Below are 26,499 nucleotides of genomic sequence, written 5' to 3' on the forward strand. Positions count from 1 at the left end.
CCTTAACACAGCTGTTAGTCATCTCAATACTAAGAAAGTTCATCGTATTTGAAATTAATTTTCTAACAAAGGCTGAATAACCTTATCAATCGCCTCTCGCGCTCTGAAAATACGAGACCTAACCGTACCAACCGGGCAAGACATTACATTAGCAATCTCTTCGTAGCTTAGCCCCTCAATTTCACGCAGCGTAATCGCCATGCGTAAATCGTCAGGTAACTTCTCTACTACTTTAAAAAGTGTTTCTTCAATTTCGTCTGACAACAAACTACGCTCTGGCGTGGTTTGCTCTCGTAATGCATCACTTCCTTCGTAATAATCAGCATCTTCAGCATCAACATCGCTCGCAGGCGGCTTACGCCCCTGAGCAACCAGATAGTTTTTCGCGCTGTTGACAGCGATGCGATACAACCACGTGTAAAATGCGCTATCGCCTCTAAAATTCGGTAGTGCTCGATATGCTTTAATAAAAGCGTCTTGGGTAACGTCCGCGACATCACCCGTATTTTTCACATAGCGCGAGACTAAATGCATCACTTTATGCTGATAACGTGTTACCAGTAGATTGAATGCATTCTTGTCGCCGTGCTGTACTTTTTCGACCAGTTGTTGATCGGTAATCTGCTCGCTCATTCGAGCTTGTACTCCCTACTTCACATACCCATAAGCTCTAACAAGCACAGGTATAGACGTGTTCTAAAACAAAAAGTTCTGTTCAAGTATTAAAAAATAGTAAAAAAGCGCGGCGTAACACCTTTGAATCATTGTGTTTTACACCCCATCCATTAGACTTGCCGAACGTTTGTTTATATTAATTTGTGTAAAATACATGAAATCTGTTTCATCTTCACTTACTTCAACATCGAACGCAATAGAACATCGTTGTGATGTTCTTATCGTAGGCAGCGGCGCAGCGGGTCTAAGCCTTGCATTAAAGTTAGCCGACCACTGCCAGGTTATTGTGCTTAGCAAAAGCGATAGAAATGAAGGTTCTACACGATATGCGCAAGGTGGCATTGCAGCGGTGTTTGATGAACAAGATTCTATAGATGCACATGTAAAAGATACGCTTAATGCTGGCGGTGGGCTGTGTGACGAGCCGGCAGTGCGGTTTACCACAGAACGAGCCAAAGCGGCATTAAATTGGTTGATAGGCTATGGCGTTCCGTTTGATACCGAAAAAACCGAGAGCGGAGAAGAGCGTTTCCACCTTACACGAGAAGGTGGACACAGCCACAGACGTATTCTTCATGCGGCGGATGCCACCGGCGAAGCGCTTCAAATCACCTTAAATGATGCAGTATCATCACACCCAAACATCCACGTATTTGAACGCTATAACGCCATTGACCTGATTGCTTCAAAAGAAAAGGAAGGTCACTGTGTGGGTGCATATGTCTGGAACAGACAACAAGAGCACGTAGAAGTTATCCGTGCCCCCTTTATTGCACTTGCAACCGGTGGCGGCAGTAAAGTATATCAATATACATCTAACCCTGATGTGTCCAGTGGCGACGGTATTGCCATGGCCTGGCGCGCAGGATGTCGCGTGGCGAATATGGAATTCAATCAGTTCCACCCTACTTGTCTATACCACCCGCAAGCAAGAAACTTTCTGATCACCGAGGCGCTTCGAGGCGAAGGTGCAAACCTGTGCCATGCTGATGGCACCCGGTTTATGCATAAATTTGACGAACGCGGCGACTTGGCACCACGAGATGTTGTTGCGCGCGCTATCGATTTTGAAATGAAGCGCCTTGGCGCCGATTGCATGTATTTAGATATCAGCCACAAACCTGCAGACTTTATTGTTAAGCACTTTCCTAATATCTACAGAAAGTGTCGTTCGCTTGGTATTGATATAACCCGTGAACCCATACCGGTAGTTCCCGCTGCGCATTACAGCTGTGGCGGCGTAATGACAGACTTTAACGCTAAAACCGACTTGCATAATGTTTATGCTATCGGTGAAGTCGCCTACACCGGTCTACACGGGGCTAACCGCATGGCATCTAATTCGCTGTTAGAGTGTATTGTTTTCGCTAGCGCGGCGGCGGATGATATTGTTGCCAACTTAAATAACATTGCGCTTGAAGAGCCCATTCCGCCGTGGGATGAAAGCCAAGTATCAAACTCTGATGAAGAAGTCATCATTCAGCACAATTGGCACGAGTTGCGTTTATTTATGTGGGATTACGTTGGCATTGTTAGAACCGATAAACGCCTAGAGCGGGCGATGCGCAGAATTAATTTGCTCGAGCAAGAAATCGCCGAATACTATGCCCACTTCCGAGTAAGTAATAATCTGCTTGAATTAAGAAACCTGGTGACCGTTGCAGAGCTGATTGTTCGCTGTGCTATGCAGCGTAAAGAAAGTCGAGGCTTACATTTTAATCTTGACCACCCCGCTCAACGTGAAAACGCCGGACCTACAATACTGACACCTGAAGAGCAACGTAATCGTGTTGTCGCGGGCAGTCTCATTTAACCGCTATTGCCATTAAGGACTGCGCTATCTAACGATATTGCAGCCTTTAATGCGTGTTTATATTAAAAGCTGACAGAGCACTCGACATGCGGCTCTTGGTTTTTGTGACCAACAATGGAAAGTTTTACGTTTTCATCGGTGAAGCACTCGGTTATCACATCAACATTAGCGGGTAAAAAAACGGGCCGTTTAAAACGGCAATCAACGCGATAGAATGACTTACCCGTGGCATTCGCGAAACTTGACACTGCGTTTGCCAGCGTCCACATACCATGTGCGATTGGCTTCTTAAAACCAAATAATTTGGCCGTAAGTCCATATAAATGAATGGGATTGTAATCACCTGAGATTTTGGCGTACTTTCGTCCTGTATCGCTATTTATACTTAGCGTATCGATGAGTGTACTGTCACTTCCGTCGCAGGCGAGTTCATTACCGACCACAGGGGCGCGCGGTGCAACATGCACTGCTTTTACTTTTACAAGGTAAGTACTAACAGCCGTATAGACACAACGCCCACCTTGCAAAGCAATAAGCTCGATATCGACATCCCACCCTCTACTATGTGGCCTTACGTCGGAAAATTTCACGCGGCATTCTAATGGCTCACTAATGTCGATATCATCATTGATAATAATACTATTAGCGGCATGGATAAGACCTAACAGCGGGAACGGGCTTTTCTTGTCAAGTAAACACTGCATTTGCAGCGGCAACGACAGCATCTGAAGATAAAGCGGATGTAGGGTGTCAACGCGTCCCCAGTTAACTTCTTCACAATATTTACCGTAATGCGCATTATCAATGCGCAGTGTCTTTGTATAGATTCGTGAGGGTAACGTTGGGGGTTTGAATTGCATAAGTGCTCGTGTATCAACACGCTTCGTCAATGCTTTTGCGTACTCGCGCAACATTCTATCTTTTCCTTTTTAAATTTGCTTCTGAGCAAAAATAACGGCTCTGCATAACCGCCGGTAGTCAGCATTGGTACATTCACCTTTTAACACCCAGCGATAATGCATCGAAGATTTTGCCCATAAATGGTGCTTCACACGCGCTACGTTCAGCGCTACTCCCCAAGGGAACAGCAAGGAACTGCCGTGGATTTGCATATCGGGAGCATCAACGTCTACTCCACATACAATAAGGGGGCGCAGTCTAGCATTTGACGTTAAGGTAAATACATCATTATGACGAAAAGTTTTGTAACCGTTTGCGTAACAAAACCAACCGAAACAAAGCATAACGACGGTAAACACATACCACGCAGAGAGTACTAGCCAGAACTGCTCTGGCAACACGCTTAGACTGAGAAGAATGGCGCCCACGAAACCTAGTACAGCGTAACGCTTTCTATGGGCGCTGGTCGCAATCTCTATTCTATACTTTGACACGGTTGACTACGGTAGCCACCATATCAGCAAGTGCCGGATCGTCACACTTTTGATGACCCATTATCCACGCGAACAAGTCGGGATCGTCACTGGTAAGTAAGCGTTCAAACGTTTCTTGTTGTTCATAGTCTAATGAATCAAACGCTTGCTCCACAAAAGGAAGTAAAAGCACATCAAGCTCAAGCATCCCTCTTCGGCATGCCCATTTAAGTCTTGCTAATCGTTTTGGTTCAAACATAGTTAACTTCAGTTTTTTAACACATTACAAATAATACCACGGTATTACGTTTGGGATCACTGACCTTATTAGCAGGTTTACATTTATTCATGTATAGCAGCGGTTGCCGCACCTCTTTATCTAAATGATTTTTTTTAATCACTGAGCAACGTGGAGATTTACAGAAAAGTATCATACTTTCCTATTCGTTATTTCAAAGGCAGCTTCAGACAAACATTAGACCTTCAGGCGCTAGGTTTTTCATTTTTGAGTTTGCCGGTGAAATCGAGCGGGGAAAAGAAAGCACGGTAGGCCTGTGTTTTAAAGTAGGCTGGCACCAAAAAAGGCAATGACTAACGCCATTGCCTCATGTTATTACTTCACGCTTCGCTCTAAATAAAGCTATTCAACCGAAGAACGAAATATTGTGCTAGTTTTTAGAAATTTGAAGGCGAGTATTCGCAAGCGTTAAGTTATTTGATGAAAAGCGATTGAACTTATTTGCTGCAACTGAGCGCTCGAAATTCTCAACACACAGGGTGGCTTTGTTTTCTAAGCAATTCAACACTGCTAGGTTGTTTAGCGCGATGCTTTTATTACCTGACTGGTCAACAGCTTTTGCACAATGGGTTTGGGCTGCTTTTAAATTGCCTGTTGCGATGTGTGCAACACACAAGTTAGTGTGCAGTGGAGCCTGCTTGGTCATTACAGAAGTGCGCGCTAATTGCGCATTTAATTTGCGGATGCCATCTGTATAATTACCGTTCTCTATTTCCTGAACGCCGTAAACATCTTCTACGGTGGTGCGAAGCTTATAAACGTTATTGTTAGTTTGCGCTAACGCAGTAGTCGCAAAAAGAAGTGTGGCTGCTAAGGTTAAAAGTTTAGTCATGATAAATTTCCACTTGTCGCGCTAGTTGATTGCTTTTAGTCTAATCGCGTTGCCGTGAGTCAGACGCTGGTTAACGTTTTGTTAAACGATGATCGGAGAATAGTGAATTTCGATTTAATTACATGATGAAAAGATAATTACGAACAAATTTCTTTCTAATGAAAACCTAATGTTCATTATTTTTCTGTTTTAGTTTAATCAATTCAGATGTTTATGTTTTTTGAAATGAGGTCGTTTGGTGCCGTCTACGCTATTTAGTATTGAAAATTATATTGTTAATACCGCGGATAATACGATTTCCAGCGATGATAGCACTGTGAAAATTGAGCCAAAATGCATAAAAGTGTTAAAAGTTTTGGCAGAAAATGCACCCGAGGCAGTGAGTAGAGAGCACATGCACAAGGTGGTGTGGGGAGAACGAATTGTTGTTGATGAAGCCCTGTCACGCGTTATCTCTCAGTTGCGACATGCGCTAAACGATAATAAATCGAAGCGGCTGATCAAAACTATACCAAAACTAGGCTACAAGCTTACGGTAACGCCTGTTGAGCTATCAGCAACTATGAGCACTGCAAATAAGTCCTTTTTAAATCAAGCAGTCTTTAACATGAACGATAAGGCGAGAGGCGATACGGAGGATCAAAACAGGGAAAAAAACCAAAAGTCTGCAGCCACATCTATCGAAAACAGTACTCCACTTTTAAATAAAGATGTAAACAAAGGCTCAAGCAGAGACTCGAGCGCTGGCTCAAACACAGGCTCTTTGGAAAGTGTCAAAAAATCTGATAGTGGTGTGGATATTTACTCGACGCCGCACAGCGAGGGGGCCGAAGAGTCTTCTGCGAAAAACGGAAAAAGCCCCCGTCAAAACTCTCACCAAAGCTCTCATCAAAGCTCCCAACAATCTATACAGAAGAGCACATTAAAAAAGAACAAGAAGTTTTGGTTACCAGTAGGTATGCTGGTAGTAGCGGTTATCGCAACCTTAATCACATGGGTATTCACATCGATTAACAATCCGTTGGTAGACAGCACTAACCGAGCGTCGCTAGAGAGCAATTCTATTGCAATACTGCCCTTTAGTCAGATTTCAGATGATGCAGACTCTTCGTATATTTCTCTTGGGCTTACCGAGGAGATAATTTCGAGCTTATCGACGACGCCTGGCTTTAACGTACCTTCTCGATACTCTACGTTGGCGCTGACCAAGAAAGGACTTTCTCTCGCCGACATAGCCACAGCCTTAAACGTAAGTTACGCGCTTGAGGGAAGCGTTAGGCGTATTAACCAGAACTTTAGAATATCCGTAAGGCTCATTGCACCTTTTGAAGACAAAGCGTTATGGACTGCTCAGTATGATGTCACCATCAATGACTTACTTAAAGTACAGCTTGAAATATCCAATGCAATTATTGCGCAGGTTTCCAGCACGCACTCTTCATCTAAGGCGCCAATAAAGGCAGGGATCACCGACAATGCCGCTGCCTACCAAGCGTATCTAAAAGGCACTTATTGGTGGATGAATGGCACTACCAGCGAGTGGTTTAGTAAAGCAGAAGCCGCGTTTTTAGACGCCGTTAATTACGACCCTACGTTTTCCGCTGCTTATGGTAGTCTGGCGTATATTTATGCGCGGTATAATTTTTATGATTTGTACATACCCCAAGAGCAGGCTTTGCCTAAGGCAAGGGCTGCTATTGATAGTGCACTGCGTTTAAACCCAAACGACGCTAATGCTCACAATGCTACTGCTATTTTGGCAACCCTCAGTTTTGACTTCAAAAAAGCTCACGCATCGCTAAATCGTGTTTTGAGCGAGAATGCAAACAATCCAACTAGTCTTTACTTACATTCGGAACTGGCGCTAGCGCAACTATCACCCGATAGCGCATTAGCGTTTGCACAACAAGCACGTGAAATAGAGCCTTTGTCACCATGGGTGAATGTTAATCTTGCTATTGTGCATTATTGGCGAGGTGAAACTACGCTAGCATTGGCTGCGCTCGATAATGCGTTAGAGTTAGATAGTGCATATACATGGGCTTATGTGTGGAAGGCAAGAGTGCTGGCGTTACAGGGCAACAAGAATGACGCCATCGATGTTATGGAAGCCTGTTTGTCTATTGACCCACTTTCAACGATTAACGCCGCTTATCTTGGCACGCTTTACTCAGCACAGGGCAACGCAAATAAAGCGGACCAGTGGTTTACCCATACCGCCTCATTGCTAGGTGATACCACTATGGCTAGGTTCTGGAAAACCCATGGAAGCAGACTAGAGAGAAAAGCGATTGGCATTACAGATATCGCACTTATGGAGCCGCTTCTTCAAAAGCAGACGCAAGCGTTCAGTGTTATTCCATTGCTCACTAAGGGATATATAGCGACACAGCAAGAGGATATTGGCTTTGACGTAATTCACGCCCATTTCCCTTCGCTAAACACAGTTACTCCAATGGTAAATAGTCACAATGCGGAGGCTGCGTTAGCACTACTTCAGCTTTCTTCTGAACCAGTACCTAACATTAACAATGCACTAAAGACTTTCATTGAAGCTTACCCTGTATGGGCGAAGCAGTCTGGGTTTAAAAACAGGTATGAAGAAGCGGTGTCAGGTTGACACCGCTACAGGTAAATATAGCCAATAGGCCATTAACGGCGTTTGAATGACGGCTTACCGCGCATGCCCAAGCTGCTAGCAATAGCGTTCTTGCCATAACTTGGCTTCACAGTGTGGCAATAAATTTCATCTAAATCTACTGACCAATAGAGTAGAAAATGCATTGCGCTAAGGTCCGCTTCACGCACATTAGCGCCGTTCAGCAAGAAACTTTTGGTACTGCTTCTCTCTTCTAGTCATCATATTCGCAACAAATAGCATTATTCATTTAATTTTCAGTGGATTGGTCTTATGACTAAAGTAAAAAGTTATGCTTTGCGAAAGTATAATAGCGCTTGATTAAAAACAGTGAGGTTAACAACACGAGCGTGTAAATAATTAACGGTACACCTTGATAACAGAAATAACTGCCTTACCATATTAGTTATCACTATTGATGGGAAACAAATCATGAACGCCACGAAGCTAGACACATTACCTGAAGCATTCGCTGTCAGCTTACAAGACAATATGTTTATTTACGCTCACGGCGAGCAAGCAGATAGTTATTTGCACGGCCAATTAACGGTAAATATAAATCAGTTAAGTGACGACAGCGTTCGCTATTCATCCCATTGTGACAATAAAGGGAAAGCGTGGTCGCTATCGTTTGTCACACGGTTTGATGATGGTGTCGCGATAGTAGTCAACAAAGACGCGGGAGCAAAAAGCCTCGCAGAACTTAATAAATATGGCGTGTTCTCAAAAGTCGATATTACCGATGAGAGTAATCACTATACGCAGCTGTATGTAAGCAATGCATTGGCAGAAACGCTGTGCCTTTCACTGTTCTCTTCATTACCGACTGAACCATTAGCAAAAGTAACATCGAAAGATGGCTTCATTTTTAAAAGCGACCTTACGACATCGGGCTATTACGTAGTACTTCGCAGTGAAGTCGCGTCGATATTCCTTAGCAATATTGCTGAACAAAATATTGAAGTCTACGACCACAGCGTTCTGAATGCCCTTCGTATCAAAGACGCTATTCCTGATATCAGTGGGTCAACTGTTGGTGAGTACGTGCCTCAAATGTTTAATGTGCAGGCCATAAACGGTATTGATTTCGATAAGGGATGCTACATGGGGCAGGAAGTCGTCGCGCGCACGCGATTTCTTGGTAAAAACAAGCGTGCTGCGTTTGCCTTTCACATAGACAGCGCCGTGCCCGTTAATATAGGTGATAGCATTGAGAAAATGGCAGGAGAGCATTGGCGCTCTGGCGGTACCGTCATTACTGCCGCGACACTCGGGAACGAAACGTGGTTTATGGCCGTTGTCGCCAACGATACCTCGAGCGACGATATCCATCGCCTAGCTGAAAACCCTTCCATTACCTGTTACCCTTGTACATTGCCTTACAGCATTGAGCAAGCTACCAGCAATATTGTGAAGAAACGCAGGTAGTCGTAAGCAAACTATTTTAATCATTTGCCTTTTTTAGGCTAAACACAGGAATTTCTATGACTATTACTTCTGATAGTGTCGTTACGTTGCATTACACGGTATCGACAAATGACGGTACGCAACTCGACTCTTCTGTAGACAAAGAGCCGCTTGTAGTATTACTCGGGCGCCGCTTTCTTATTGAAGGATTAGAAGACGCATTGGTAGGCAAAAACAAAGGCGATAAATTCGACTTATCTGTCGAGCCTGAGAAAGCGTATGGCGAAAGGGTTGATGCACTTGTGCAACAAGTCCCTCGCACAATGTTTGAAGGCATGGATGTTGAAGTCGGTATGTCGTTTAGAGCAACGACGCCAGAAGGTGAACAATCGGTCATTATTATCGAAACCACAGAAGATGAAGTGGTCGTTGACGGTAACCACCCTCTTGCAGGTATTCCGTTAAACTTCGACGTGGAAGTCATTGATTTTCGCGCGGCGACAGAAACCGAACTTGAACACGGTCACGCTCATGGCGCTGGCGGCTGCGGTCACGAACACTAAGAAAAATAAGGGAGCATGTATGCTCCCTTTTTTAATTTAAAGTGCTTCTTCGTTTTGTTCGCCCGTTCTTATTCTCACGGCGGTTTCTACGTTGTAAACGAAGATTTTACCATCACCAATTTTACCTGTTTTTGCAGAAGTCATAATAGCCTCTACCGCTTGCTCGACAAGCTCATCGTCTAGCACCAGCTCAATTTTTATCTTTGGTAAAAAATCTACCTGATATTCTGCCCCACGATAAAGTTCTGTATGCCCTTTTTGACGTCCGAAGCCCTTAACTTCCGACACCGTCATACCGGCTATCCCTACCTCAGCTAGCGCTTCCCTTACATCATCCATTTTAAATGGCTTTATGATAGCTTCTATTTTCTTCATGTTTTTTACTCGTCGTAAATCGTTGGAATTGGTACGCGTTTATGTTGCGTACGTTCGTAGATATAAAGCAATTTTTCTTCCACATCGGCAGCAACCGGCTTCCCTTCTAGGAAGTCATCAATTTGATCATACGTCATGCCTAACGCTTGTTCGTCAGCTTTTTGCGGTGATAGCGACTCTAGGTCGGCAGTGGGCGCTTTGTTGACAACAGCAGGCGGTGCGCCAAGATGAGTAGCGACAGCCCGAACTTGACGCTTACTAAGGCCAAACAACGGTGCTAAATCGCATGCACCATCGCCATACTTCGTGTAAAACCCTGTAATATTTTCAGCAGAGTGGTCGGTACCAAGCACTAAACCATCAACCATGCCTGCGATTTCATACTGAATAACCATGCGTGTGCGCGCTTTCACGTTACCTTTGACAAAATCCTGTTTAGCTTCGCTGCTAGGCAACAAATTGGCGTCACGAAGCGCTTTTGTCGTAACGTCGTGAATGGCGTCTGCACCAGGCCTCACATTAACGGCTATCGATTGGCTAGGTTTAATGAAATCAATAGAGCTTTGCGCGTCGTCTTCATCTGCTTGGGTGTCGTACGGAAGTCGTACGGCGATAAACTGATAGCGCTCGTGATGCTCTTCATTAAGTTCGTCAACAGCAAGCTGTGCTAACCGCCCTAATGTGCACGAATCGATGCCTCCGCTAATGCCTAAGACAAGTGCGTTTAACCCTGATGTAAGTAGTTGTTTCTTAATGAATGAAACACGACGGGCGACCTCAAATTCCACATCGATATCAGGCAGTACCCGCATTTCTTCAATAACTGCTTGTTTTTGCATCATAATGTCCACGTAGATTTTATGTTTTCTGAATAACGATATTACGACAAAGCCGCAATAGATGTTAGTATAATATTATGCCTAAGCACGTCGCACCTGCACGTTGTGCATCAAAGGTACCGCGTAGTCGCTCCGGCTGAAAAGGCCTATTGAGGACTGCGCTGAGTATTTCACTTAATGCTTTAATTTATTTTCATATACCCATCAAAGGTAATTTTAGTTTACCCTTAGAGATATCGATACAAGCGAACCTAGCTTACGTTAATGGCAAAAAAGTTTCAAAACTGCATACGTGACTGGCACTAAGGGCGACAATGAACGTTCATTCTTCACCATTTAAATATCAACGCGGCCTTACGCTTTTAGAGTTGCTTGTTACGATCACCATCTTGGGCATTTTACTTACGGTGGTAGCACCAAATATTCAGTCAATTCTTATCAAAAACCGAATAACCGGCGACGTAAATACGCTCAGTGCTGTCGCGCAACGGGCGCGATTTACCGCGGTCGATGAGCAAACTAACGTCACACTTTGCCCCACTTCAAACTACACAAGCTGCGTATCTGATTGGAAAAGGGCCAAAATGGTGTTTATCGATAGCAATGGAAATGGTTCTCGAGAAAATAGCGAAGTGCTCATCGCAAGTAGCGACCCCATGCATACCCAAAACACCATAAGCGGTATTACGGGCGCCATTACCTTTGATGAGCAAGGCGCGATAAGCACTCAGGCGTCTATTATCATCTGCCCGTCCTCTGGCGAAAGCAGTTATGCGTCGGCCTTATTGTTATCGCTGTATGGTCGCATCGCTATCGCTATTGATAGCGATGGTGATAACGTGAAAGAAGATTTGGCTGGTAATGCGCTAAGCTGTAGTTAATTGTTATTTCATGGTTGGTGTCACCAGCATCCACTTGGAGACTGTGAACCTGCGGTAATAGTCAACGTTCTGCATGTATCACTTACATCAAGAAACGACATGGTCACGTTAAACTCATAATGTGTAGGGCTAAGGGCGACAGTGGATATTACTGCCCCATTCACTGCAAGCGGAGGCAAGTCTGTTAAGGGTTTGTAGTACCCATATAATAACCAGTTGTTCTCTTGCTCTAACTGCAATCTTAATAAATACGTCATCACTTCATAGCGAGATACTTTGTTATTAGCAAAGGTCAAATTCGGCAAAGTTATCGCCGCAATAATCCCAATAATGGCTAAGACCACCATCAGTTCAACAAGAGAGTAAGCCCGCGCTTTGTGATTATCTTTCAATGTTATGCCATTTTTCCGTTCCATGGTTCAGCTCTTTTTTGTTGCCAATACGAATAAGCTAAACCATATCAACCATAACCCACGGCACAAACCGAACATAAGCATGGTTTTAAATCTTAAAAAAGGGTTCTCATTACTCGAAGCCATGGTGTTGATCATGATAATGGGGATCGTTCTTTCACAAGGGATCCCTTCTTTCATTCAGTGGAAAAAGCAAGAGGCATTGATCGCATCACTGGGCAAAGTGACGGCGCTACTAAAGCATGGCAGGCAGTACGCCCTTAGCCATCGACTCCCCGTGACCATTGTTATGCAAGGTGGAACAAACAGCTGCGTGGGCATAACCACCCTTGCAACATGCAATTGTTCGGTAGTCAACAGTTGTCAGAATCAAAGTAATCGTTCAGCAATCAATCTAAACCCGCTTAACACTGAAATACTGCTTTCTAGCGGCACCAGAAAGGTGATTACCTTTGATGGAACGCATGGAATGAGTTTCAACTCGGCCACGTCGATTACCATAAAAAACAACCGTTATACCGGCAAAGTCATTGTGAGTAATACGGGGCGAGCAAGGGCTTGTGGGTTGACAACCCTACCAGGGTTGCCTTTATGCTAGTGTCTACAATCAAGAACCTAAACAATGTGGCCGGAATGGCCTTGACTGAGTTTCTCATTGCCTCGGCGCTCGCCACCAGTTTTTTATTGTCGGTTACAACGGGTGTAGCCGCCTTCAAACATCACCTAACCCTCAGTCAACATCAGGTATTCCTGGCCAATGAGTTACGGCTTATCCGCGCGACGCTGTCTATGCAACTTAAACGTGCAGGCTTTTATAACGCCTCCCCGTCTAGTCGTTTAAGTAACACCGGGCCATCACCGGCAATCACTATTAGTCATCACGCCTCAGAGCGCGCGGCTTCCTGTGTATTATTTAGCTACGACAAAAATCAGAACGGGATGATTGATAACGCATCGGTGTCTGAGCTATTCGGATTTAGACTGCGTAATGGTAGTCTAGAGTATCGTATGGCGGGCAGAAGCTGCGACCAAAGCGGATGGCATGATCTCAATGATATTCAATCAATTAAGGTAACCCACTTCGAGGTTATCCAATATGCAACGTCTGAAGAAGCATCGCTTTATCAAGTTTCCTTGGCCATGTCATGTGCCCATTATCCGCAAATATCAGTAACAACTGCGCTATTCGTTCAGGCATCCAATGACTGATGGTAAAACAAAAGGGGGCAACGCCCCACGACACAGCCAAGGAATAGTGGTGCTGTCGATAACGCTAATCATTATGGCAGTGTGTGCGCTGATACTGGCTTCAGCCACCTTATTAATGAAAGAGGAAGCAAGGCTTCAAAAGGCGGATACTGATTACCAACTCGCCATGTTTGACGCTGAGCGGATTGTGAAATCGATAGCAGAGCAAATACGTCTAAAGGTACCTACTACAGACTTAGATAAACAGGGCTATGGCGTTCATATAGCCACGCAAATCGAAACAGCCCGCAATGGCCAGCCTATTACCATTGCCAACATATCAGTAAGTCACGCCACCCTAAACGTCTCGGTGCGCCAACGCTATGTGTACTTTCCTATGCTGTTCTCATTGCCCACCCATAGCGTTAATACAAACAGCCCAACCTTAATGGAAGCTATGTTTAATACCCCTATGGCGCAGCTTGTGCCATCGCATTTTCCCGCGCACAGTGCAGATACGAACTGCTCTGCCCTAACGTCATCTTCGATTTACTGGATTGTAGGCAACTGTGTGCTTTCTGATAATACTGTATTAGGTTCGCCGAGCGCGCCAGTACTGTTGCTTGTAGAAAATGGGGATATGACGTTTGGCGAACACGCAACACTGCATGGATTAGTAGTGCTTTATGACAGCACGAGCTTTTCAGTAACGCTAACGCTTCCACCAACTGCAAACATCCGTGGCGCTGTTGTCACTAACCGTGCTATTTCACAACACATTTTGGGGGCTATAACCTTTGATGAAGATAATTTACAGCAGCTTCGCGACCTCCCCGCTTTACAGAAATCGCATTCGGTTCGGGGCAGTTGGTACGATGCACCATGACAAACCTCACTGGGCATCACGCCAATGAAAATAATGCCAAACGATAAGCGCGTTCGAGCAAAAATGGGGGGCATAGCAACGCTAGATTTACTTTTGGCAACCTTCTTGTTTGTCGCTTTTTTTACCATGTCGTTAAAGGGCGTTTTAGCGCTACAACATCATACAAAAGCGATGCAATACCACACTGTTATCAACCACTATTTTATCAACGAAGCTAAGCAATTAGCCTTTAATACAGAACACGATGCAGCGGCTTTTGACGCCCTACGTACAAACTCTTATGCGGTGCCCAACGCAGCTAACGTGAACATCACGGTTGCGGTGGACGCTGGACAGGTAAGTGAATTGGGCTGGCAATGGGGAACGCAGGTTGTGAAAGCAAATGTGAAAAAGGTAAGCGTTTCGCTACACACCACCTCGGCCCATGAAATGCCCAATCATACTATTAGGCGAACGACGTTTTATATTATGCGTAATGACGGTAGCAAGACGTCAGATGTTACGGCACTTACACCACTCTTATAAACAACGTTATCGTATTCTCGTAAATTGAGAAATAGACACGTAGCCCCTGCTCGTTATCGCACTAGCACGACCAGCAATATTCGCCGCTTTCAATAGAGCCGTTAGCATTTTTATCCCACGCCTTGCGCCCATCGCTAAAGTAATACAGGGCTCCATTACCGGCTTGCGCCGTACCGCTCACCGGCGTAGCTTTTAATTCATAACTTGTTGCGCTAGATGCCACGATGGTAAGGTCGTAGCGTTTATTGGCGCTAGGTTCAGATGAGGGTGAATATGACGCAAAAATTGCTGGCGCACCCGTATTGGCACCTCCGCTGCCAGCGCCTTCATAACTAAACGAGCCGCTATGATGACGTTCCATTGCCGCGGCGAGCGCCATTAAGTCAGCTTGTCCCGTGCCGCGGTACCCATCAGCAATAACCGACTGATACGACGGATAAGCAATACCAGCAATAATACCAATAATCGTCACCACAATCATAAGCTCGATTAGTGAAAAACCCTGTGCGTTTTTATTCATCATGGCGATGTCTCGTCTCTTTCTGTTTCTGAATGCCAGCTTCCTCGCTGAACCCGCTCAAACTTACCATAAATATTCTGCGCTAAACACGCAAAGGCCGAGGTACACGCTTCTTCATTTCCATCTTCGTCTACCGATATTACCGCAGACACACATTCAGTACCTAAGCAAACAACCGGGCTTACAATCTCTTCTATCAAAATTTTAGTATCTGGCGCAATCCCCGTTTGCTTGAGCTCTGCGGAACGGTCACCGCCATCTAAATCACCATTTTGGTTAAGGTCGCTGACCGCGTTTCCGTTGAACATATTTACCAGATACGCACGGCTGTTACCCGTTGGCGGTGCACACGTACTTGTGCTGCTCACTGCGGGTACGTACGTGGTAAAAAAGACTTTATAGTCGATGATTAACGGCGACGAAAGTACTTTTTCTCCGCCCGTGGTCAGTTCTATATACCAGCCCTTTTTATTGGCAAAGTCAGCGGCGGCGACATCTCTGGTTGCTTGGTCGGTGCTGGTAAGTGCATGTGTTGTTGCATTGTATAAATCAGCGTGACTAGCAGAGGTTGGAAACGTATATAGCCCGCTATTATCCCGTTGAAAGACACCGTCATCTTTGAACATGTAGAAGTTGTCTTCTACCACCGTATCAAGTGGTGACGCGCGCCACCCGCTGCCAATTGCAACACCGTAGTAGAGCTCATCTCCTAGTGCTACTTCAGTAACATCTGGTCCGTAAAAGAATCGGCGATTACTTTCAGCGGTCTCACCGCCAAAGTCAGCCAGTCTCGCACCTTTTACAAAATCACTTCCAGATTGGCCATTATAGATATCCATTCTGAACAATTGACCGCCCATATCAGCAACATACATATGGTCTGCATAGCCATCATTATCTCTATCAATAACCGAGATTCGCCCCGGAATACTGTACTGAAGTTCGCTGATATTCAGATCGGCATCGGCATTACTGGCATGCCATAACAATGCGCCGGTGTCAGCATCGAACATATAAACGGCATTTCCTACACCATCTACGGCACGAACAAGTTTATTGTCTTGTGACACATCGTAACCACCGCCAATGATCATCACATTTTTATCTTCTGATCCAATACGGACTTTGGTGATTGTGGGGCGTGACCAGGTTTGACCTAGTTTCTCTAAACCCGGCGTGCCACCTTCAATCATGAATTTTAGTTGTGGTGACGTTTTTTGGGTTACATCAAAGACGTAATAATTGCGGCCACCTCTTCGCATACCTAGATACAGATACGTACTTGAACCGACAGTGCGAAGCACCATGTCACCATCTAACCCATACTTATGATCAAAAGAAGAAATGTCCTGATAAAAATGATGCAGGTTAGGCAATAATGACTTGGGCATTACGGCAAAGTTTTCCTCGCCGGTTTGTGCGTCAAACGAATGCAACATACCATGGTTCGTTGCGACGAAAATCGCTGAGTCTGTATTGCTATAATTCACAATAACTGGCTGCGAATGGATAGGATCACCCATCTGCAAACGGAAATCGCTGGTATCACCATCACCATCGCTGTCTTTTACGTCCACGCCTCTTGCCCATTGCAGCAATACATCGCGAAGCGCTTCTGGGTCTGCTTCTGCTTCTAACCCCATATCGGCTGTTGTGATCCCTGTGTTGTTTTCGTGCAGAACATTGCCTGAACGAACAATACTGCCTGCGCCATCAAACACATATAAGTTGCGGCTGGCTGACATTTTACTTGCTGCGCCGCCCTCTCTCACATCGTTACCATCACCTAACACTGACCAATAGCTGTGCGAGTTGTCTGCGAAGAACCCTGTGACGCTGTCAACGGCATCGAGCCCATTTTTGTCTAATACTTCATCACCACTCAAACGATAACGCTTCAGGTTTCCAGGCCAAATAGCGCCTTCACTTGGCTTAAACAATGCGAAGTACAGTTCGTCTCGGTGAGTAAGACGGTTTAACTGGTTAACGGCCACCCCAGGTGACACGAATGTCGCGTTAATATCTTTTACCGATCTCAAAATTGTATTGAAGGCTTCAACCAACTGGGCACTATCATCAGCCCGGTAGAAGCCACCACCACTTTGCACGGCAATTTGATTTAAGAAGTTATTGGCGGTGCTATTTGCAGCAAAGCCGATGGTATGCGTAATTACCCGTCTGTCGATTGCCGACGTTTCCACCTTACTTACGTTTTTAACTAAATCTAAGCCGCAGCGTTCACCCCCACTTCCCGTGCAGGTTTTCCCTACCAAAGATTCAATTCTAGACACACTGTGGTTGTTATTCGCCTCACCATCTGAAAGCAAGACGATATGGTTATTGGTCTGGCACTGTAAGTCACTGACAGGAGAAATATAAGACGCCCCATTAGGAATATATTCATTAATACAGTCGCTGCTTGACAGGTTATCCTCGGTACAGCCGCTTGGACGCACCGCGTCGCTTCCTAAATAAGCGCTTCTGTGGCTTACCCGGGTATTTCTTCGGACCGTATTAGAAACGTTGCTATTGCCCCGTGCTTTTCCCCAATCAACGTCTCTTCCACCATAATAATTTACCGCTTCGTAGAGGGTATCGACGATAGGCGTAAAGCCGCTTGCACTTAGCTCATCGACTTTGCTAATAAGTTGTTCTCTGACCGTTGCCGTAGCGCCTGGTGTCGCGCTGCCGTTGTATTTGATAACAAGCCTTGGGGCTTTTGAAGGTACATCGTTATAACTGAACGCCCCACGGTAACTGGCAAAATCACTGAATACGAACCCCAATGCATTACCTGGCTCCCAGCCTGCACGGTCAACCACCTGTTTAATCACGCCAGACAAGTCAGGAGTGGTATACGTTCGATTTCGTCTAAACTGAGGCATCGACCACGTTGTACCAGCGGTTTTTGCTAAATCGCGTAGCCGGTGTCGCCTGTTTGGGTGAAAATCATCAGCATCGTCATCTGCCACAGCTTGAATAAGCATACTGGCGGTGCCATTTCGGTAGGTATCGTATGCGGTAAACTCAAGATAAGCCTCTGTGATTTCGGCGCCTTGCGGAAGATTTACATTTCTAAAACGGATACCAATGTAATTATTGTAATAACTGCTAAAAGTAAGCTCGGCACCGGTATTCGCATAACCTCGGTAATTTTCCTCTAAGTTATCCTTAGAGTTGGACACTTGGTAAATAGACTCGCCACCAACGCACCCCGTAGCTGTAGAGTCATCATATGACACCACTAACTGAGGAGACCCTGCCTGCCCAGAATCATATGCACGGGCTTCTCGAGCACTCGCGGTATCGCTACTGGTGCCTTCAACTAACAGTGCCAGGTTCTTACCACCGCACCAATCGCCTAAGTCAACTATCTCTTGAATGACGCTAGAGATATCTGGACTGGCTATAATTTCGTTAGACGAAGGAAAACTGTTATCGCTCGCCCACACTACATTGTTAGTGGTCTTAGTGCGCGAAGATAGATTATTTGACGCTGTCGTAAATTCGTTTGGCGTTGCAGATGCTTCACCTGAAATAGTCAACGTGGTCCCAGCAACATTGAACCGTTCTGACGTAAACCTAATGTAGGCACTTAATATTGTGGCGCCCTGGGGGATGTTCATTTCACTGAAACGCATCCCCGACGTCACGGTTCTGGTGCCATCACTTAGAATTAAATCGTTAGACGATACGTCAACGGTACCATTTATTTCATGCGCATCGTCAGCGCCGCCGCTGGTAGAAGTAACCAACTCTGGGCGAATTGGTTCATCTACACCTTTAATCGGCAGTAAAATCGGCCCGCCGTAGTCGGAAAATCGCATGAGCCCGGCATTAATATTGGTTGCCGAACGTAATGCCTCTTTTAACGCATTTTGAACCCGTAACATACGTGTTTGGTCGGTATTGTCATACGCCCCCATACTTCCCGAGGTATCCATAATGAATAATACATTCGGGTTGTAAGTAACGGCGTTGCTGGCATTTCCAAGGTAGATATCTAAATCGTCTCCCATCGCAGAAAAACCAATACAACTAAAAAGACTGATGGAAGCTAGGTAACTCGATAACTTTTTCATATTACACGCCCTCTATTGCGATGCCGGAGCGAACACAGACGCCGCAAGCGTATTAGCAACAACGGTGGGTTTACCAGAAACCCTTCCGCAACCTCGAATAATAAAAACATGACAATTGATATTACTGCCACCTATCACATTACTGGAACCACGGCACGCCTGCTCTCGGATGAACGCAGTACGTGACCAGCTTTGCGATGACGGTACATTTTGATAATTCCCCGTGACCGTATGCCGGTCCCCCGTTGTCAAGCCACCTTGAGTCAGCGCCCTATCGGTCCATTCGCCTTCATCAAAACAGCTCATACTTTCTACTGTAGGGTCAAGCTCTTTGCCTTGACGTGCTTCAGACAAGGGATCTGTTTTAGTGTCATCAGCAAGCAGTATTTCGTCTTCTGACTCGAAAAACACCCCCGCTATTGCAGACTCTGCTGCGTCAAACGCAAGCCCACTTTGTTGCATCGACACCGCCATTTTTGATTGGGATAAGCTACTGGAAACTGCACTTACACCAAGAACGGTAAGTGAAAGAAGTACCAATAAGGCAAACACCATCACGAGGCCTTGCTGTTTCATCGCGAACTCCTTACAAAGTTTTTCATATTGCGCAGTGCTAACGTTTTGGTAAACACTTGGTAATAATGATCTTTACTCATTGTTGTCGACGCTTCATTTAACAAAGCGAACCGAGGCGCAACAGTTTGCTGCACCTCATTTTGATAGCTTTTAAGCAACAGCGCCCAGCGGATTGAGACCACTTGCTGCTGTTGCGCGCGAAACAGGGCGAGTTCATTCGCCGTGCGGTAGGTAATAGCTTGCCCTAACGATTGGTCCACACTGTCAGTTATGCCATATTGAAGTTGAAAGCTTTCCACGTTATCGAGCAACGTTATTGCAACCGGCACAATGACTTGGCTTTTTAACCCACGAAGTACGCGGCCATCAAACCCCATACATTTAAGCGTGTTGCCACTCACAAAATAATGATTCACTACGTGAAATTCATCACCGTTGGCATAGCCATGGGTATTACCCGTACAGTCTTTGGGTGCAAGCATACTGACGGTAAGTTTATCATTTCCCCCATTCACCGCTTGCGTAGCACCAAGCGTAGCATTAGATACAAAGTCGCCAGGCAGTGCGATGGGGTTATTTTCTACGAATGCGGCTTCTGCGATAGGGTCGACCGAGTCATCTATGGTCGCAGAAACTAAGTCATAACGGCCCACCTCATAGAGCTCACTGGAAAGCCGCCCCATGATAAATCGCCCTGACTCTTGCACTTGGGCCACAGCTTGGTTCAGCTTATTAGTAACGCTACTGCTCACCAATACTTGAATAATTGCGCCGGAAATGAGCAGTCCTAACGTCAGGCTAATCATAAGCTCTACAAGCGAAAACCCGTTCTGCTTGGACCCAGAATAAAAGGTAGGCTTCATAAGGTCACATCCTTAAATACGCAACCATAACTGTCACCCGTATCGGGGTTACACCTGGTATTTAATGTGTAGCGGCTATTGCCACTCGATGAGACAGGCCATTTAAGCATTATTTCAACCCGGGACCCTGGGCTACATGCATAGATGTCAGCGTTGTTATTATCAGCACAGCTCACATTCAGTAATGTTTGAGGGTTAGTTTGAACGGCAGAACAGGAGAGCGCCCATCCGTCATACTCCGCCATTTGCGCCTCTGTACACTCGGCCCCTTCACAATTCGGAATACCGGCCGGGCGAGATAAACAAAAACAGTGGTATTTATTTGATGAACCGCTACAACTAAGGCCATCGAAATTATAGTTGGTCGCTTCAAAGTATTTATTGTTCGCAACCATACCGTCGCCCACGGTTGGTGGGCGAGCCGCTGTTCTTAGTCGCTCAGCAACCTGCGCAGCAACCAATTCTCCCTGCGTCCTACTAATAGCATCTTTGTTTGCAAACGAGCCGGTGAATTGCAGCGCAGCAACACCTAGCAACCCTATGGCGAGAATGAATAAAGTAATCAATATCTCTATCAGACCCACACCTGTTTGCAAAGATCGCTTGCCTTCAGCGCAGTATGCTTGTCTTGCGTTCATTTGAGACCATGTAGTGAGTTAGCATGAATAAGTTTCATATTGCCTTTGATATACCTACGTTTTTTGATACCACTGACGATAATATCTGTTACCAGTTTAATAGTGTAAGCTAAAAAGTCGAGTTACAGGGTATCAGCAGTAATTAATACGTATATTCATAATCCATTAAACAGCTCTCATTTCTTGCGCCACTATCGTCCATTGCGTGGCCCGCTATAATATATTAGCGACAATATTACGGTATGCAGATACAAAAACACCGCTTAAAAAGCGGTGTTTGCAATATAGTTGGCAGGCACAATAGACTAACTGACTTGTTTGACTCTTAGTTCTTTTGGCACCGCAAACTCAATATTTTCTTCTCGCCCAGCGCGCTCTGTTGAAGATACTGCGCCCCAAGATTTAAGTTTATCTACAACGCCCTGGACTAATACCTCAGGTGCCGATGCGCCTGCTGTTACGCCAATATTTTCAACGCCCTCAAGCCATGCTTCCTGAATACAGTTGGCATCAGCAATAAGGTACGCTTTGGCGCCAATTTTTTCTGCAAGCTCTCTCAAACGGTTTGAGTTGGAGCTGTTTTGTGCACCCACTACCAGCAAAATATCGCAGTCTTGCGCTAGGTCACGAACTGAATCTTGACGGTTTTGCGTAGCATAACAAATGTCATCTTTACGCGGTCCTTTGATATGCGGGAATTTATCACGCAATGCGTCAATTACATCTGCGGTATCATCGACTGAAAGCGTCGTCTGACTGCAATAATACAAATTTTCGGGGTGTTTTACCGTAAGGTTTGCTACATCGGCTTCAGACTCGACGAGGTAAATCCCGCCCTCTGAATTACCGTACTGCCCCATGGTACCTTCTACTTCTGGGTGACCAGCATGTCCGATTAGTACACATTCAGTTCCCATTTTACTGGCACGCGTCACTTCCATATGGACTTTAGTGACTAATGGGCAGGTCGCATCAAACACTTTTAATCCGCGGTCACCCGCTTCTTTTCGTACCGCTTGCGACACGCCGTGCGCAGAAAATATCACAATACTGTCGTCTGGCACTTCGTGCAGTTCATCAACAAACACAGCGCCGCGCTCACGCAGTCCGTCTACCACAAACTTGTTATGCACCACTTCATGTCGAACGTATATTGGTAGCTCGAACATCTCAAGCGCACGCTCTACGATAGTGATAGCGCGGTCAACGCCTGCACAAAAGCCTCGAGGGTTAGCGAGATGAATTTGCATTATTCGTTGCCACCTTGTTGAGAAGCGCCTGGTGTCACGTCTATGATTTCAACGTCAAACACAACCGTCTGACCGGCGAGAGGATGATTAAAATCTACGGTGACAGAGTCGCCCGCCACACTGCGAATAATGCCTGGAATTTCAGAGCCATCGGGTTGTGAGAACGCTAAAATCATTCCCTCTTCGATTGATAAATCAGCACCAAAACGGCTTCTGTCCATGTAGTGAACATTATTAGGGTTTGGCTCTCCAAACGCATCGGCAGCTTCCAGAGTGAATGCTTTTTTATCGCCTTTTTTCAAGCCTAATAAACAAGCTTCAAAATTAGGCGTCAGGCTACCATCGCCCATCACCATCTTTGCTGGCTTGTTGTTTACGCGCGTGCTGTCAGCAGCAGAGCCATCTTCCAACTTTAAATCGAAATGAAGGATCACTTCACTGTCTGCGCTAATTTCTATGCTATCAGTCATATCCTGCCACCTACTTACTCAGGCGCTTCGTTAGAAGCACTGTCTTTGTCTTTGTCGCCATTTTTGATCATGTCGATAATCAATAATGCTGCACCAATAAAAATTGCGCTGTCGGCAATATTAAAGGCAGGCCAATGCCAATTGTTTACGTAAACGTCGATAAAATCGATTACATAGCCGTGAACAAGCCTATCGTATACATTGCCCAGTGCACCGCCTAAAATAAATGAAAAGGCGATGGGTAACATCTTTTGCTCACGTGGTGTTTGTTTTAGCCACCATAAAATCACTACGCTTACCACGACGGCAATCACAGTAAAGAACCAACGCTGCCAGCCACCTGCACTATCTAAAAAGCTGAACGCAGCACCATAGTTATGAACATACGTAATGTTGAAAAACGAAAAGACCTGTTTTGATTGAAACAGTGACATTGCATCAACAACCGCATGTTTACTCCATTGGTCTAGCAAAAATGCGATAACGCTTATCCACAAAAAGCGCAGCCCCGTCTGGGTAAATAGCGTTGTGCTAAGCATAGTGGCGTACTTCTCCGTCACCATCGATATTAGTGACACAACGGCCACACAATTCATCGTGCCCCTCATGCGTACCTACGTCTTCACGATGATGCCAACAGCGCACACACTTATCGCCATTTGCTTTACTTACCGATAGCCATAAGCCGTCTACGTCGGTTGCCTGTGCGTTGTCAGGCGCGCTGTCCACTTTCGTCAAATTCACACCTGACGTTATCAATACAAAGCGCAGTTCGTTTTCTAACGTGGCCAGTGTATTAAACAATGACTCGGTAGCATAAAGCTCGATAGACGCATCGAGTGAACCACCCAATTCGCCATCTTTGCGCGCTTGCTCCATAGCTTGGTTCGCTGCATCTTTAACGCTTAGCACTTCGTGCCATAATTCATCGTTGAACGTGTCGCTTTGTGTAAAACCATTAAAGCCTTCGTACCACGTTTCTGTGAAGACAAACTCGCTGCGTTCACCTGGAAGTGCTTCCCAAATTTCTTGGGCTGTAAAACTGGTAATAGGTGCCATCCAACGAACCAACGCTTCAACGATATGATAAAGCGCAGTTTGACATGAGCGACGCGCAAGGCCGTCAGCTTTAGCGGTGTACTGACGATCTTTAATCACGTCTAAGTAAAACGAGCCAAGTTCAATTGAACAGAAGTGCATCAGCTTTTGCGTAACTACCAACAAATCGTAACGCTCGTACGCCTCGACCAACTCTGCTTGTAACGCTTTTGCTCGTGCTACAATCCAGCGGTCCAATGCAACCATCTCATCTTCTGCAACCGCATCTTCAACACTAAAGCCATTGAGGTTGGCTAATAAGAATCGGGCAGTGTTACGTACACGTCGATAAGAATCCGCAGCGCGTTTTAATATTTCGTCAGATACCGCGATTTCTCCGCGATAATCTGTTGAGGCAACCCATAAACGAAGAATATCGGCACCAAGTTTATTTGTTACTTCTTGTGGTGCAACAACGTTACCAACCGATTTCGACATCTTACGACCATGCGCATCAACCGTGAATCCGTGGGTCAGTACTTCTTTGTAAGGCGCATGACCATGCATTGCGGTTGAAGACATAAGTGAAGACATAAACCAACCTCGGTGTTGGTCAGACCCTTCTAAATACAAGTCAGCGCTTGCAGGAATGTCATCTCTGCGATCAACCACAAAATAATGCGTTACGCCTGAGTCAAACCACACATCTAGGGTGTCAGTCACTTTGTCATAATTATCAACATCGGCGCCAAGAAGGTCAGTATCATCGATATCCCACCATGCTTGAATACCTTTAGATTCTACATCTTGCGCAACTTTTTCGATTAATGCAGACGACTGTGGGTGAATTTCACCGGTTAGCTTGTGTACGTACAACGGGATGGGTACGCCCCATGTACGCTGCCTTGAAATACACCAATCAGGGCGGCCTTCAACCATTTTTTCGATACGGTTTTGGCCCCACTCAGGGATCCATTTCGTTTTTTCAATCTGTTCAAGTGACGCGTTACGTAAGCCTTTCTTATCCATACTGATAAACCACTGCGGTGTGGCTCTAAAGATAATCGGCGTTTTGTGACGCCAACAATGTGGATAGCTATGCTCGTATTTCACGTTAAGCACTAAGTTACCCTGCTCGGCAACCGTTTCAATGATTGGATCATTGGCTTTAAACACAAATTGGCCAGCGAATAACGGGGTGTTTTCTAAGTAAACTCCATTGTTCCCGACCGGATTGTAGACTTCGATATCGTACTGTTTACCTACATTAAAATCGTCTACACCGTGTGCAGGCGCAGTATGTACACAGCCAGTACCTGACTCTGTAGTAACATGGTCGCCAAGAATTAACGGCACACGAATGTCTAGGAACGGATGATTGACTTTCAGTGTATCAAGGGCCTGCCCTTGGCATGTTGCCACCTCGCGGAATGACTCCACACCGTAACGCTGCATACAACTTGCTAATAAGTCTTGGGCAACAATGTACCAATCACCAGAAGGCTGAACTTCTACGATAGCATACGTTAATTCAGGGTGAAGGCTGATAGCGCGGTTAGCTGGCAGCGTCCAAGGCGTGGTTGTCCAAATAACAACGCCAGCGTTGTGTGCAGATAAATCTGCTTCGCTCACCCCAAACGCTTGTGCAATTTCAGTACTATCAGCAACAGGGAATTTAACATCAATGGCTGGAGACACTTTGTCTTTATATTCTACTTCCGCCTCGGCTAGCGCAGAACCACAGTCTGTACACCAGTGTACAGGCTTAAAGCCTTTCTCTAAGTGCCCCGATTCAACAATTTTACCGAGAGCACGGATAATGTCTGCTTCCGATTTGAAATCCATTGTTTTGTAAGGGTTGTCCCACGTGCCAAATATGCCAAGGCGAATAAAGTCAGACATTTGTCCGTCAATTTGCTTTTGCGCATACTCGCGACACTTTTGGCGAAACACTGCAGCAGTAACTTTCTTTCCTGGCTTGCCCACTTTTTTCTCTACCATCAGCTCGATAGGCAGACCATGGCAATCCCATCCAGGAACAAACGGAGAGTCGAAATCTGATAAGTTTTTAGACTTAACAATGATATCTTTAAGGATTTTATTTACGGCGTGACCAATATGAATATTGCCGTTAGCGTACGGAGGACCATCATGAAGTATAAAAGGCTTTTTACCTTTCTTCGCTTCGCGAATTTTTGTATATACCCCTTTTTCCTGCCAGTCTTTAAGCATTTTAGGCTCACGCTGGGCAAGGTTTCCACGCATAGGAAACGCGGTTTCTGGGAGGTTTAATGTGGCTTTGTAATCACTCATAAAATTGTATTATCCGGTTACCTTAAATATCACCCAGCACCCT

27 protein-coding genes are annotated in these 26,499 nt (G+C 45.4%); 9 read left to right on the forward strand and 18 right to left on the reverse strand.

Annotated elements, in window-relative coordinates:
- Positions 1-54: 54 nt before the first annotated feature.
- On the reverse strand, positions 55-633 hold the full coding sequence (gene rpoE / locus ACOJRU_RS11765; RefSeq protein WP_421131936.1) for an RNA polymerase sigma factor RpoE: 579 nt from the start codon (positions 631-633) through the stop codon (positions 55-57).
- A 196-nt stretch (positions 634-829) separates the two neighbouring features.
- On the opposite strand from rpoE, the gene nadB reads away from it, so the two are divergent.
- Entirely contained in the window at positions 830-2,488 is a 1,659-nt protein-coding gene (gene nadB / locus ACOJRU_RS11770) for an L-aspartate oxidase (protein ID WP_421131937.1), read from the forward strand.
- A gap of 62 nt (positions 2,489-2,550) precedes the next feature.
- On the opposite strand, the gene ACOJRU_RS11775 is transcribed toward nadB, so the two are convergent.
- The 4 genes from ACOJRU_RS11775 to ACOJRU_RS11790 form a co-directional block, all read right to left on the reverse strand.
- Entirely contained in the window at positions 2,551-3,402 is an 852-nt protein-coding gene (locus tag ACOJRU_RS11775) for a MaoC/PaaZ C-terminal domain-containing protein (RefSeq protein WP_421131938.1), read from the reverse strand.
- Between the two features lie 15 nt (positions 3,403-3,417).
- A complete protein-coding gene (locus ACOJRU_RS11780) occupies positions 3,418-3,882 on the reverse strand; it encodes a protein YgfX (protein ID WP_421131939.1) in 465 nt (154 codons plus the stop codon).
- Positions 3,869-4,120: a succinate dehydrogenase assembly factor 2 gene (locus ACOJRU_RS11785; protein WP_421131940.1), complete on the reverse strand. Its 252-nt coding sequence runs from the start codon at positions 4,118-4,120 to the stop codon at positions 3,869-3,871. Before ACOJRU_RS11785 ends, ACOJRU_RS11780 begins: the two co-directional genes overlap by 14 nt.
- Positions 4,121-4,529: 409 nt before the next feature.
- Positions 4,530-4,991 (reverse strand): hypothetical protein, encoded by a 462-nt coding sequence (locus ACOJRU_RS11790; protein ID WP_421131941.1) that lies wholly within the window; start codon positions 4,989-4,991, stop codon positions 4,530-4,532.
- Positions 4,992-5,346: 355 nt separating this feature from the next.
- On the opposite strand from ACOJRU_RS11790, the gene ACOJRU_RS11795 reads away from it, so the two are divergent.
- Positions 5,347-7,611: a winged helix-turn-helix domain-containing protein gene (locus ACOJRU_RS11795; RefSeq protein WP_421131942.1), complete on the forward strand. Its 2,265-nt coding sequence runs from the start codon at positions 5,347-5,349 to the stop codon at positions 7,609-7,611.
- Positions 7,612-7,643: 32 nt separating this feature from the next.
- Here ACOJRU_RS11795 and ACOJRU_RS11800 read toward each other — a convergent pair whose 3' ends face one another.
- A complete protein-coding gene (locus tag ACOJRU_RS11800) occupies positions 7,644-7,799 on the reverse strand; it encodes a hypothetical protein (protein WP_421131943.1) in 156 nt (51 codons plus the stop codon).
- 262 nt (positions 7,800-8,061) lie between these two features.
- Here ACOJRU_RS11800 and ACOJRU_RS11805 point away from each other — a divergent pair, with 262 nt between their 5' ends.
- On the forward strand, positions 8,062-9,057 hold the full coding sequence (locus ACOJRU_RS11805) for a YgfZ/GcvT domain-containing protein (protein ID WP_421131944.1): 996 nt from the start codon (positions 8,062-8,064) through the stop codon (positions 9,055-9,057).
- Positions 9,058-9,113: 56 nt separating this feature from the next.
- A complete protein-coding gene (locus ACOJRU_RS11810; protein WP_421131945.1) occupies positions 9,114-9,599 on the forward strand; it encodes an FKBP-type peptidyl-prolyl cis-trans isomerase in 486 nt (161 codons plus the stop codon).
- Positions 9,600-9,635: 36 nt separating this feature from the next.
- Here ACOJRU_RS11810 and ACOJRU_RS11815 read toward each other — a convergent pair whose 3' ends face one another.
- Together ACOJRU_RS11815 and nadE are read right to left on the reverse strand one after the other, a co-directional pair.
- Positions 9,636-9,974 carry a P-II family nitrogen regulator gene (locus ACOJRU_RS11815; RefSeq protein ID WP_421131946.1) on the reverse strand — a complete coding sequence of 113 codons (339 nt, stop codon included), beginning with the start codon at positions 9,972-9,974 and terminating at the stop codon, positions 9,636-9,638.
- 5 nt (positions 9,975-9,979) lie between these two features.
- Positions 9,980-10,813, reverse strand: coding sequence for an ammonia-dependent NAD(+) synthetase (nadE, locus tag ACOJRU_RS11820; RefSeq protein ID WP_421134759.1), 834 nt, complete (start codon positions 10,811-10,813; stop codon positions 9,980-9,982).
- Positions 10,814-11,127: 314 nt separating this feature from the next.
- On the opposite strand from nadE, the gene ACOJRU_RS11825 reads away from it, so the two are divergent.
- Entirely contained in the window at positions 11,128-11,694 is a 567-nt protein-coding gene (locus ACOJRU_RS11825; RefSeq protein WP_421131947.1) for a GspH/FimT family pseudopilin, read from the forward strand.
- Positions 11,695-11,714: 20 nt separating this feature from the next.
- Here the strand turns inward: ACOJRU_RS11825 and ACOJRU_RS11830 are convergent, their stop codons facing one another.
- Positions 11,715-12,110 (reverse strand): prepilin-type N-terminal cleavage/methylation domain-containing protein, encoded by a 396-nt coding sequence (locus tag ACOJRU_RS11830; protein WP_421131948.1) that lies wholly within the window; start codon positions 12,108-12,110, stop codon positions 11,715-11,717.
- A 79-nt stretch (positions 12,111-12,189) separates the two neighbouring features.
- Here ACOJRU_RS11830 and ACOJRU_RS11835 point away from each other — a divergent pair, with 79 nt between their 5' ends.
- The 4 genes from ACOJRU_RS11835 to ACOJRU_RS11850 are packed head-to-tail and all read left to right on the forward strand — an operon-like array spanning position 12,190 to position 14,706.
- Complete coding sequence (locus tag ACOJRU_RS11835) at positions 12,190-12,705, forward strand: GspH/FimT family pseudopilin (protein ID WP_421131949.1); 516 nt, start codon at positions 12,190-12,192, stop codon at positions 12,703-12,705.
- Positions 12,699-13,316, forward strand: coding sequence for a hypothetical protein (locus ACOJRU_RS11840; protein WP_421131950.1), 618 nt, complete (start codon positions 12,699-12,701; stop codon positions 13,314-13,316). The genes ACOJRU_RS11835 and ACOJRU_RS11840 overlap by 7 nt, the downstream gene beginning before the upstream one ends.
- Positions 13,309-14,181 (forward strand): hypothetical protein, encoded by an 873-nt coding sequence (locus ACOJRU_RS11845; protein WP_421131951.1) that lies wholly within the window; start codon positions 13,309-13,311, stop codon positions 14,179-14,181. The genes ACOJRU_RS11840 and ACOJRU_RS11845 overlap by 8 nt, the downstream gene beginning before the upstream one ends.
- Positions 14,182-14,205: 24 nt before the next feature.
- Positions 14,206-14,706, forward strand: a complete 501-nt coding sequence (locus ACOJRU_RS11850) for a hypothetical protein (protein WP_421131952.1) — start codon at positions 14,206-14,208, stop codon at positions 14,704-14,706.
- A gap of 61 nt (positions 14,707-14,767) precedes the next feature.
- Here ACOJRU_RS11850 and ACOJRU_RS11855 read toward each other — a convergent pair whose 3' ends face one another.
- The 9 genes from ACOJRU_RS11855 to ileS all read right to left on the reverse strand — a co-directional run bounded on the left by ACOJRU_RS11855 (position 14,768) and on the right by ileS (position 26,456).
- Complete coding sequence (locus ACOJRU_RS11855; protein WP_421131953.1) at positions 14,768-15,229, reverse strand: type IV pilin protein; 462 nt, start codon at positions 15,227-15,229, stop codon at positions 14,768-14,770.
- Positions 15,226-19,308: a PilC/PilY family type IV pilus protein gene (locus ACOJRU_RS11860; protein ID WP_421131954.1), complete on the reverse strand. Its 4,083-nt coding sequence runs from the start codon at positions 19,306-19,308 to the stop codon at positions 15,226-15,228. The genes ACOJRU_RS11855 and ACOJRU_RS11860 overlap by 4 nt, the downstream gene beginning before the upstream one ends.
- A gap of 12 nt (positions 19,309-19,320) precedes the next feature.
- Positions 19,321-19,884 (reverse strand): PilX N-terminal domain-containing pilus assembly protein, encoded by a 564-nt coding sequence (locus ACOJRU_RS11865; RefSeq protein WP_421131955.1) that lies wholly within the window; start codon positions 19,882-19,884, stop codon positions 19,321-19,323.
- The gene (locus tag ACOJRU_RS11870; protein WP_421131956.1) at positions 19,881-20,747 is read right to left on the reverse strand and encodes a PilW family protein; all 867 of its coding nucleotides are present in this window, start codon (positions 20,745-20,747) and stop codon (positions 19,881-19,883) included. The genes ACOJRU_RS11865 and ACOJRU_RS11870 overlap by 4 nt, the downstream gene beginning before the upstream one ends.
- On the reverse strand, positions 20,744-21,385 hold the full coding sequence (locus ACOJRU_RS11875) for a type IV pilus modification PilV family protein (RefSeq protein ID WP_421131957.1): 642 nt from the start codon (positions 21,383-21,385) through the stop codon (positions 20,744-20,746). The genes ACOJRU_RS11870 and ACOJRU_RS11875 overlap by 4 nt, the downstream gene beginning before the upstream one ends.
- A gap of 305 nt (positions 21,386-21,690) precedes the next feature.
- Positions 21,691-22,635 carry a 4-hydroxy-3-methylbut-2-enyl diphosphate reductase gene (gene ispH, locus ACOJRU_RS11880; RefSeq protein ID WP_421131958.1) on the reverse strand — a complete coding sequence of 315 codons (945 nt, stop codon included), beginning with the start codon at positions 22,633-22,635 and terminating at the stop codon, positions 21,691-21,693.
- On the reverse strand, positions 22,635-23,105 hold the full coding sequence (gene fkpB, locus ACOJRU_RS11885) for an FKBP-type peptidyl-prolyl cis-trans isomerase (protein ID WP_421131959.1): 471 nt from the start codon (positions 23,103-23,105) through the stop codon (positions 22,635-22,637). The genes ispH and fkpB overlap by 1 nt, the downstream gene beginning before the upstream one ends.
- 14 nt (positions 23,106-23,119) lie before the next feature.
- Positions 23,120-23,644 (reverse strand): signal peptidase II, encoded by a 525-nt coding sequence (lspA, locus tag ACOJRU_RS11890; protein WP_421131960.1) that lies wholly within the window; start codon positions 23,642-23,644, stop codon positions 23,120-23,122.
- Positions 23,637-26,456, reverse strand: a complete 2,820-nt coding sequence (ileS, locus tag ACOJRU_RS11895) for an isoleucine--tRNA ligase (RefSeq protein WP_421131961.1) — start codon at positions 26,454-26,456, stop codon at positions 23,637-23,639. The genes lspA and ileS overlap by 8 nt, the downstream gene beginning before the upstream one ends.
- Between the last annotated feature and the right edge of the window lie 43 nt (positions 26,457-26,499).

Origin of the sequence: Alteromonas algae, assembly GCF_049117195.1 — a bacterium.
Lineage (GTDB): Bacteria > Pseudomonadota > Gammaproteobacteria > Enterobacterales > Alteromonadaceae > Alteromonas.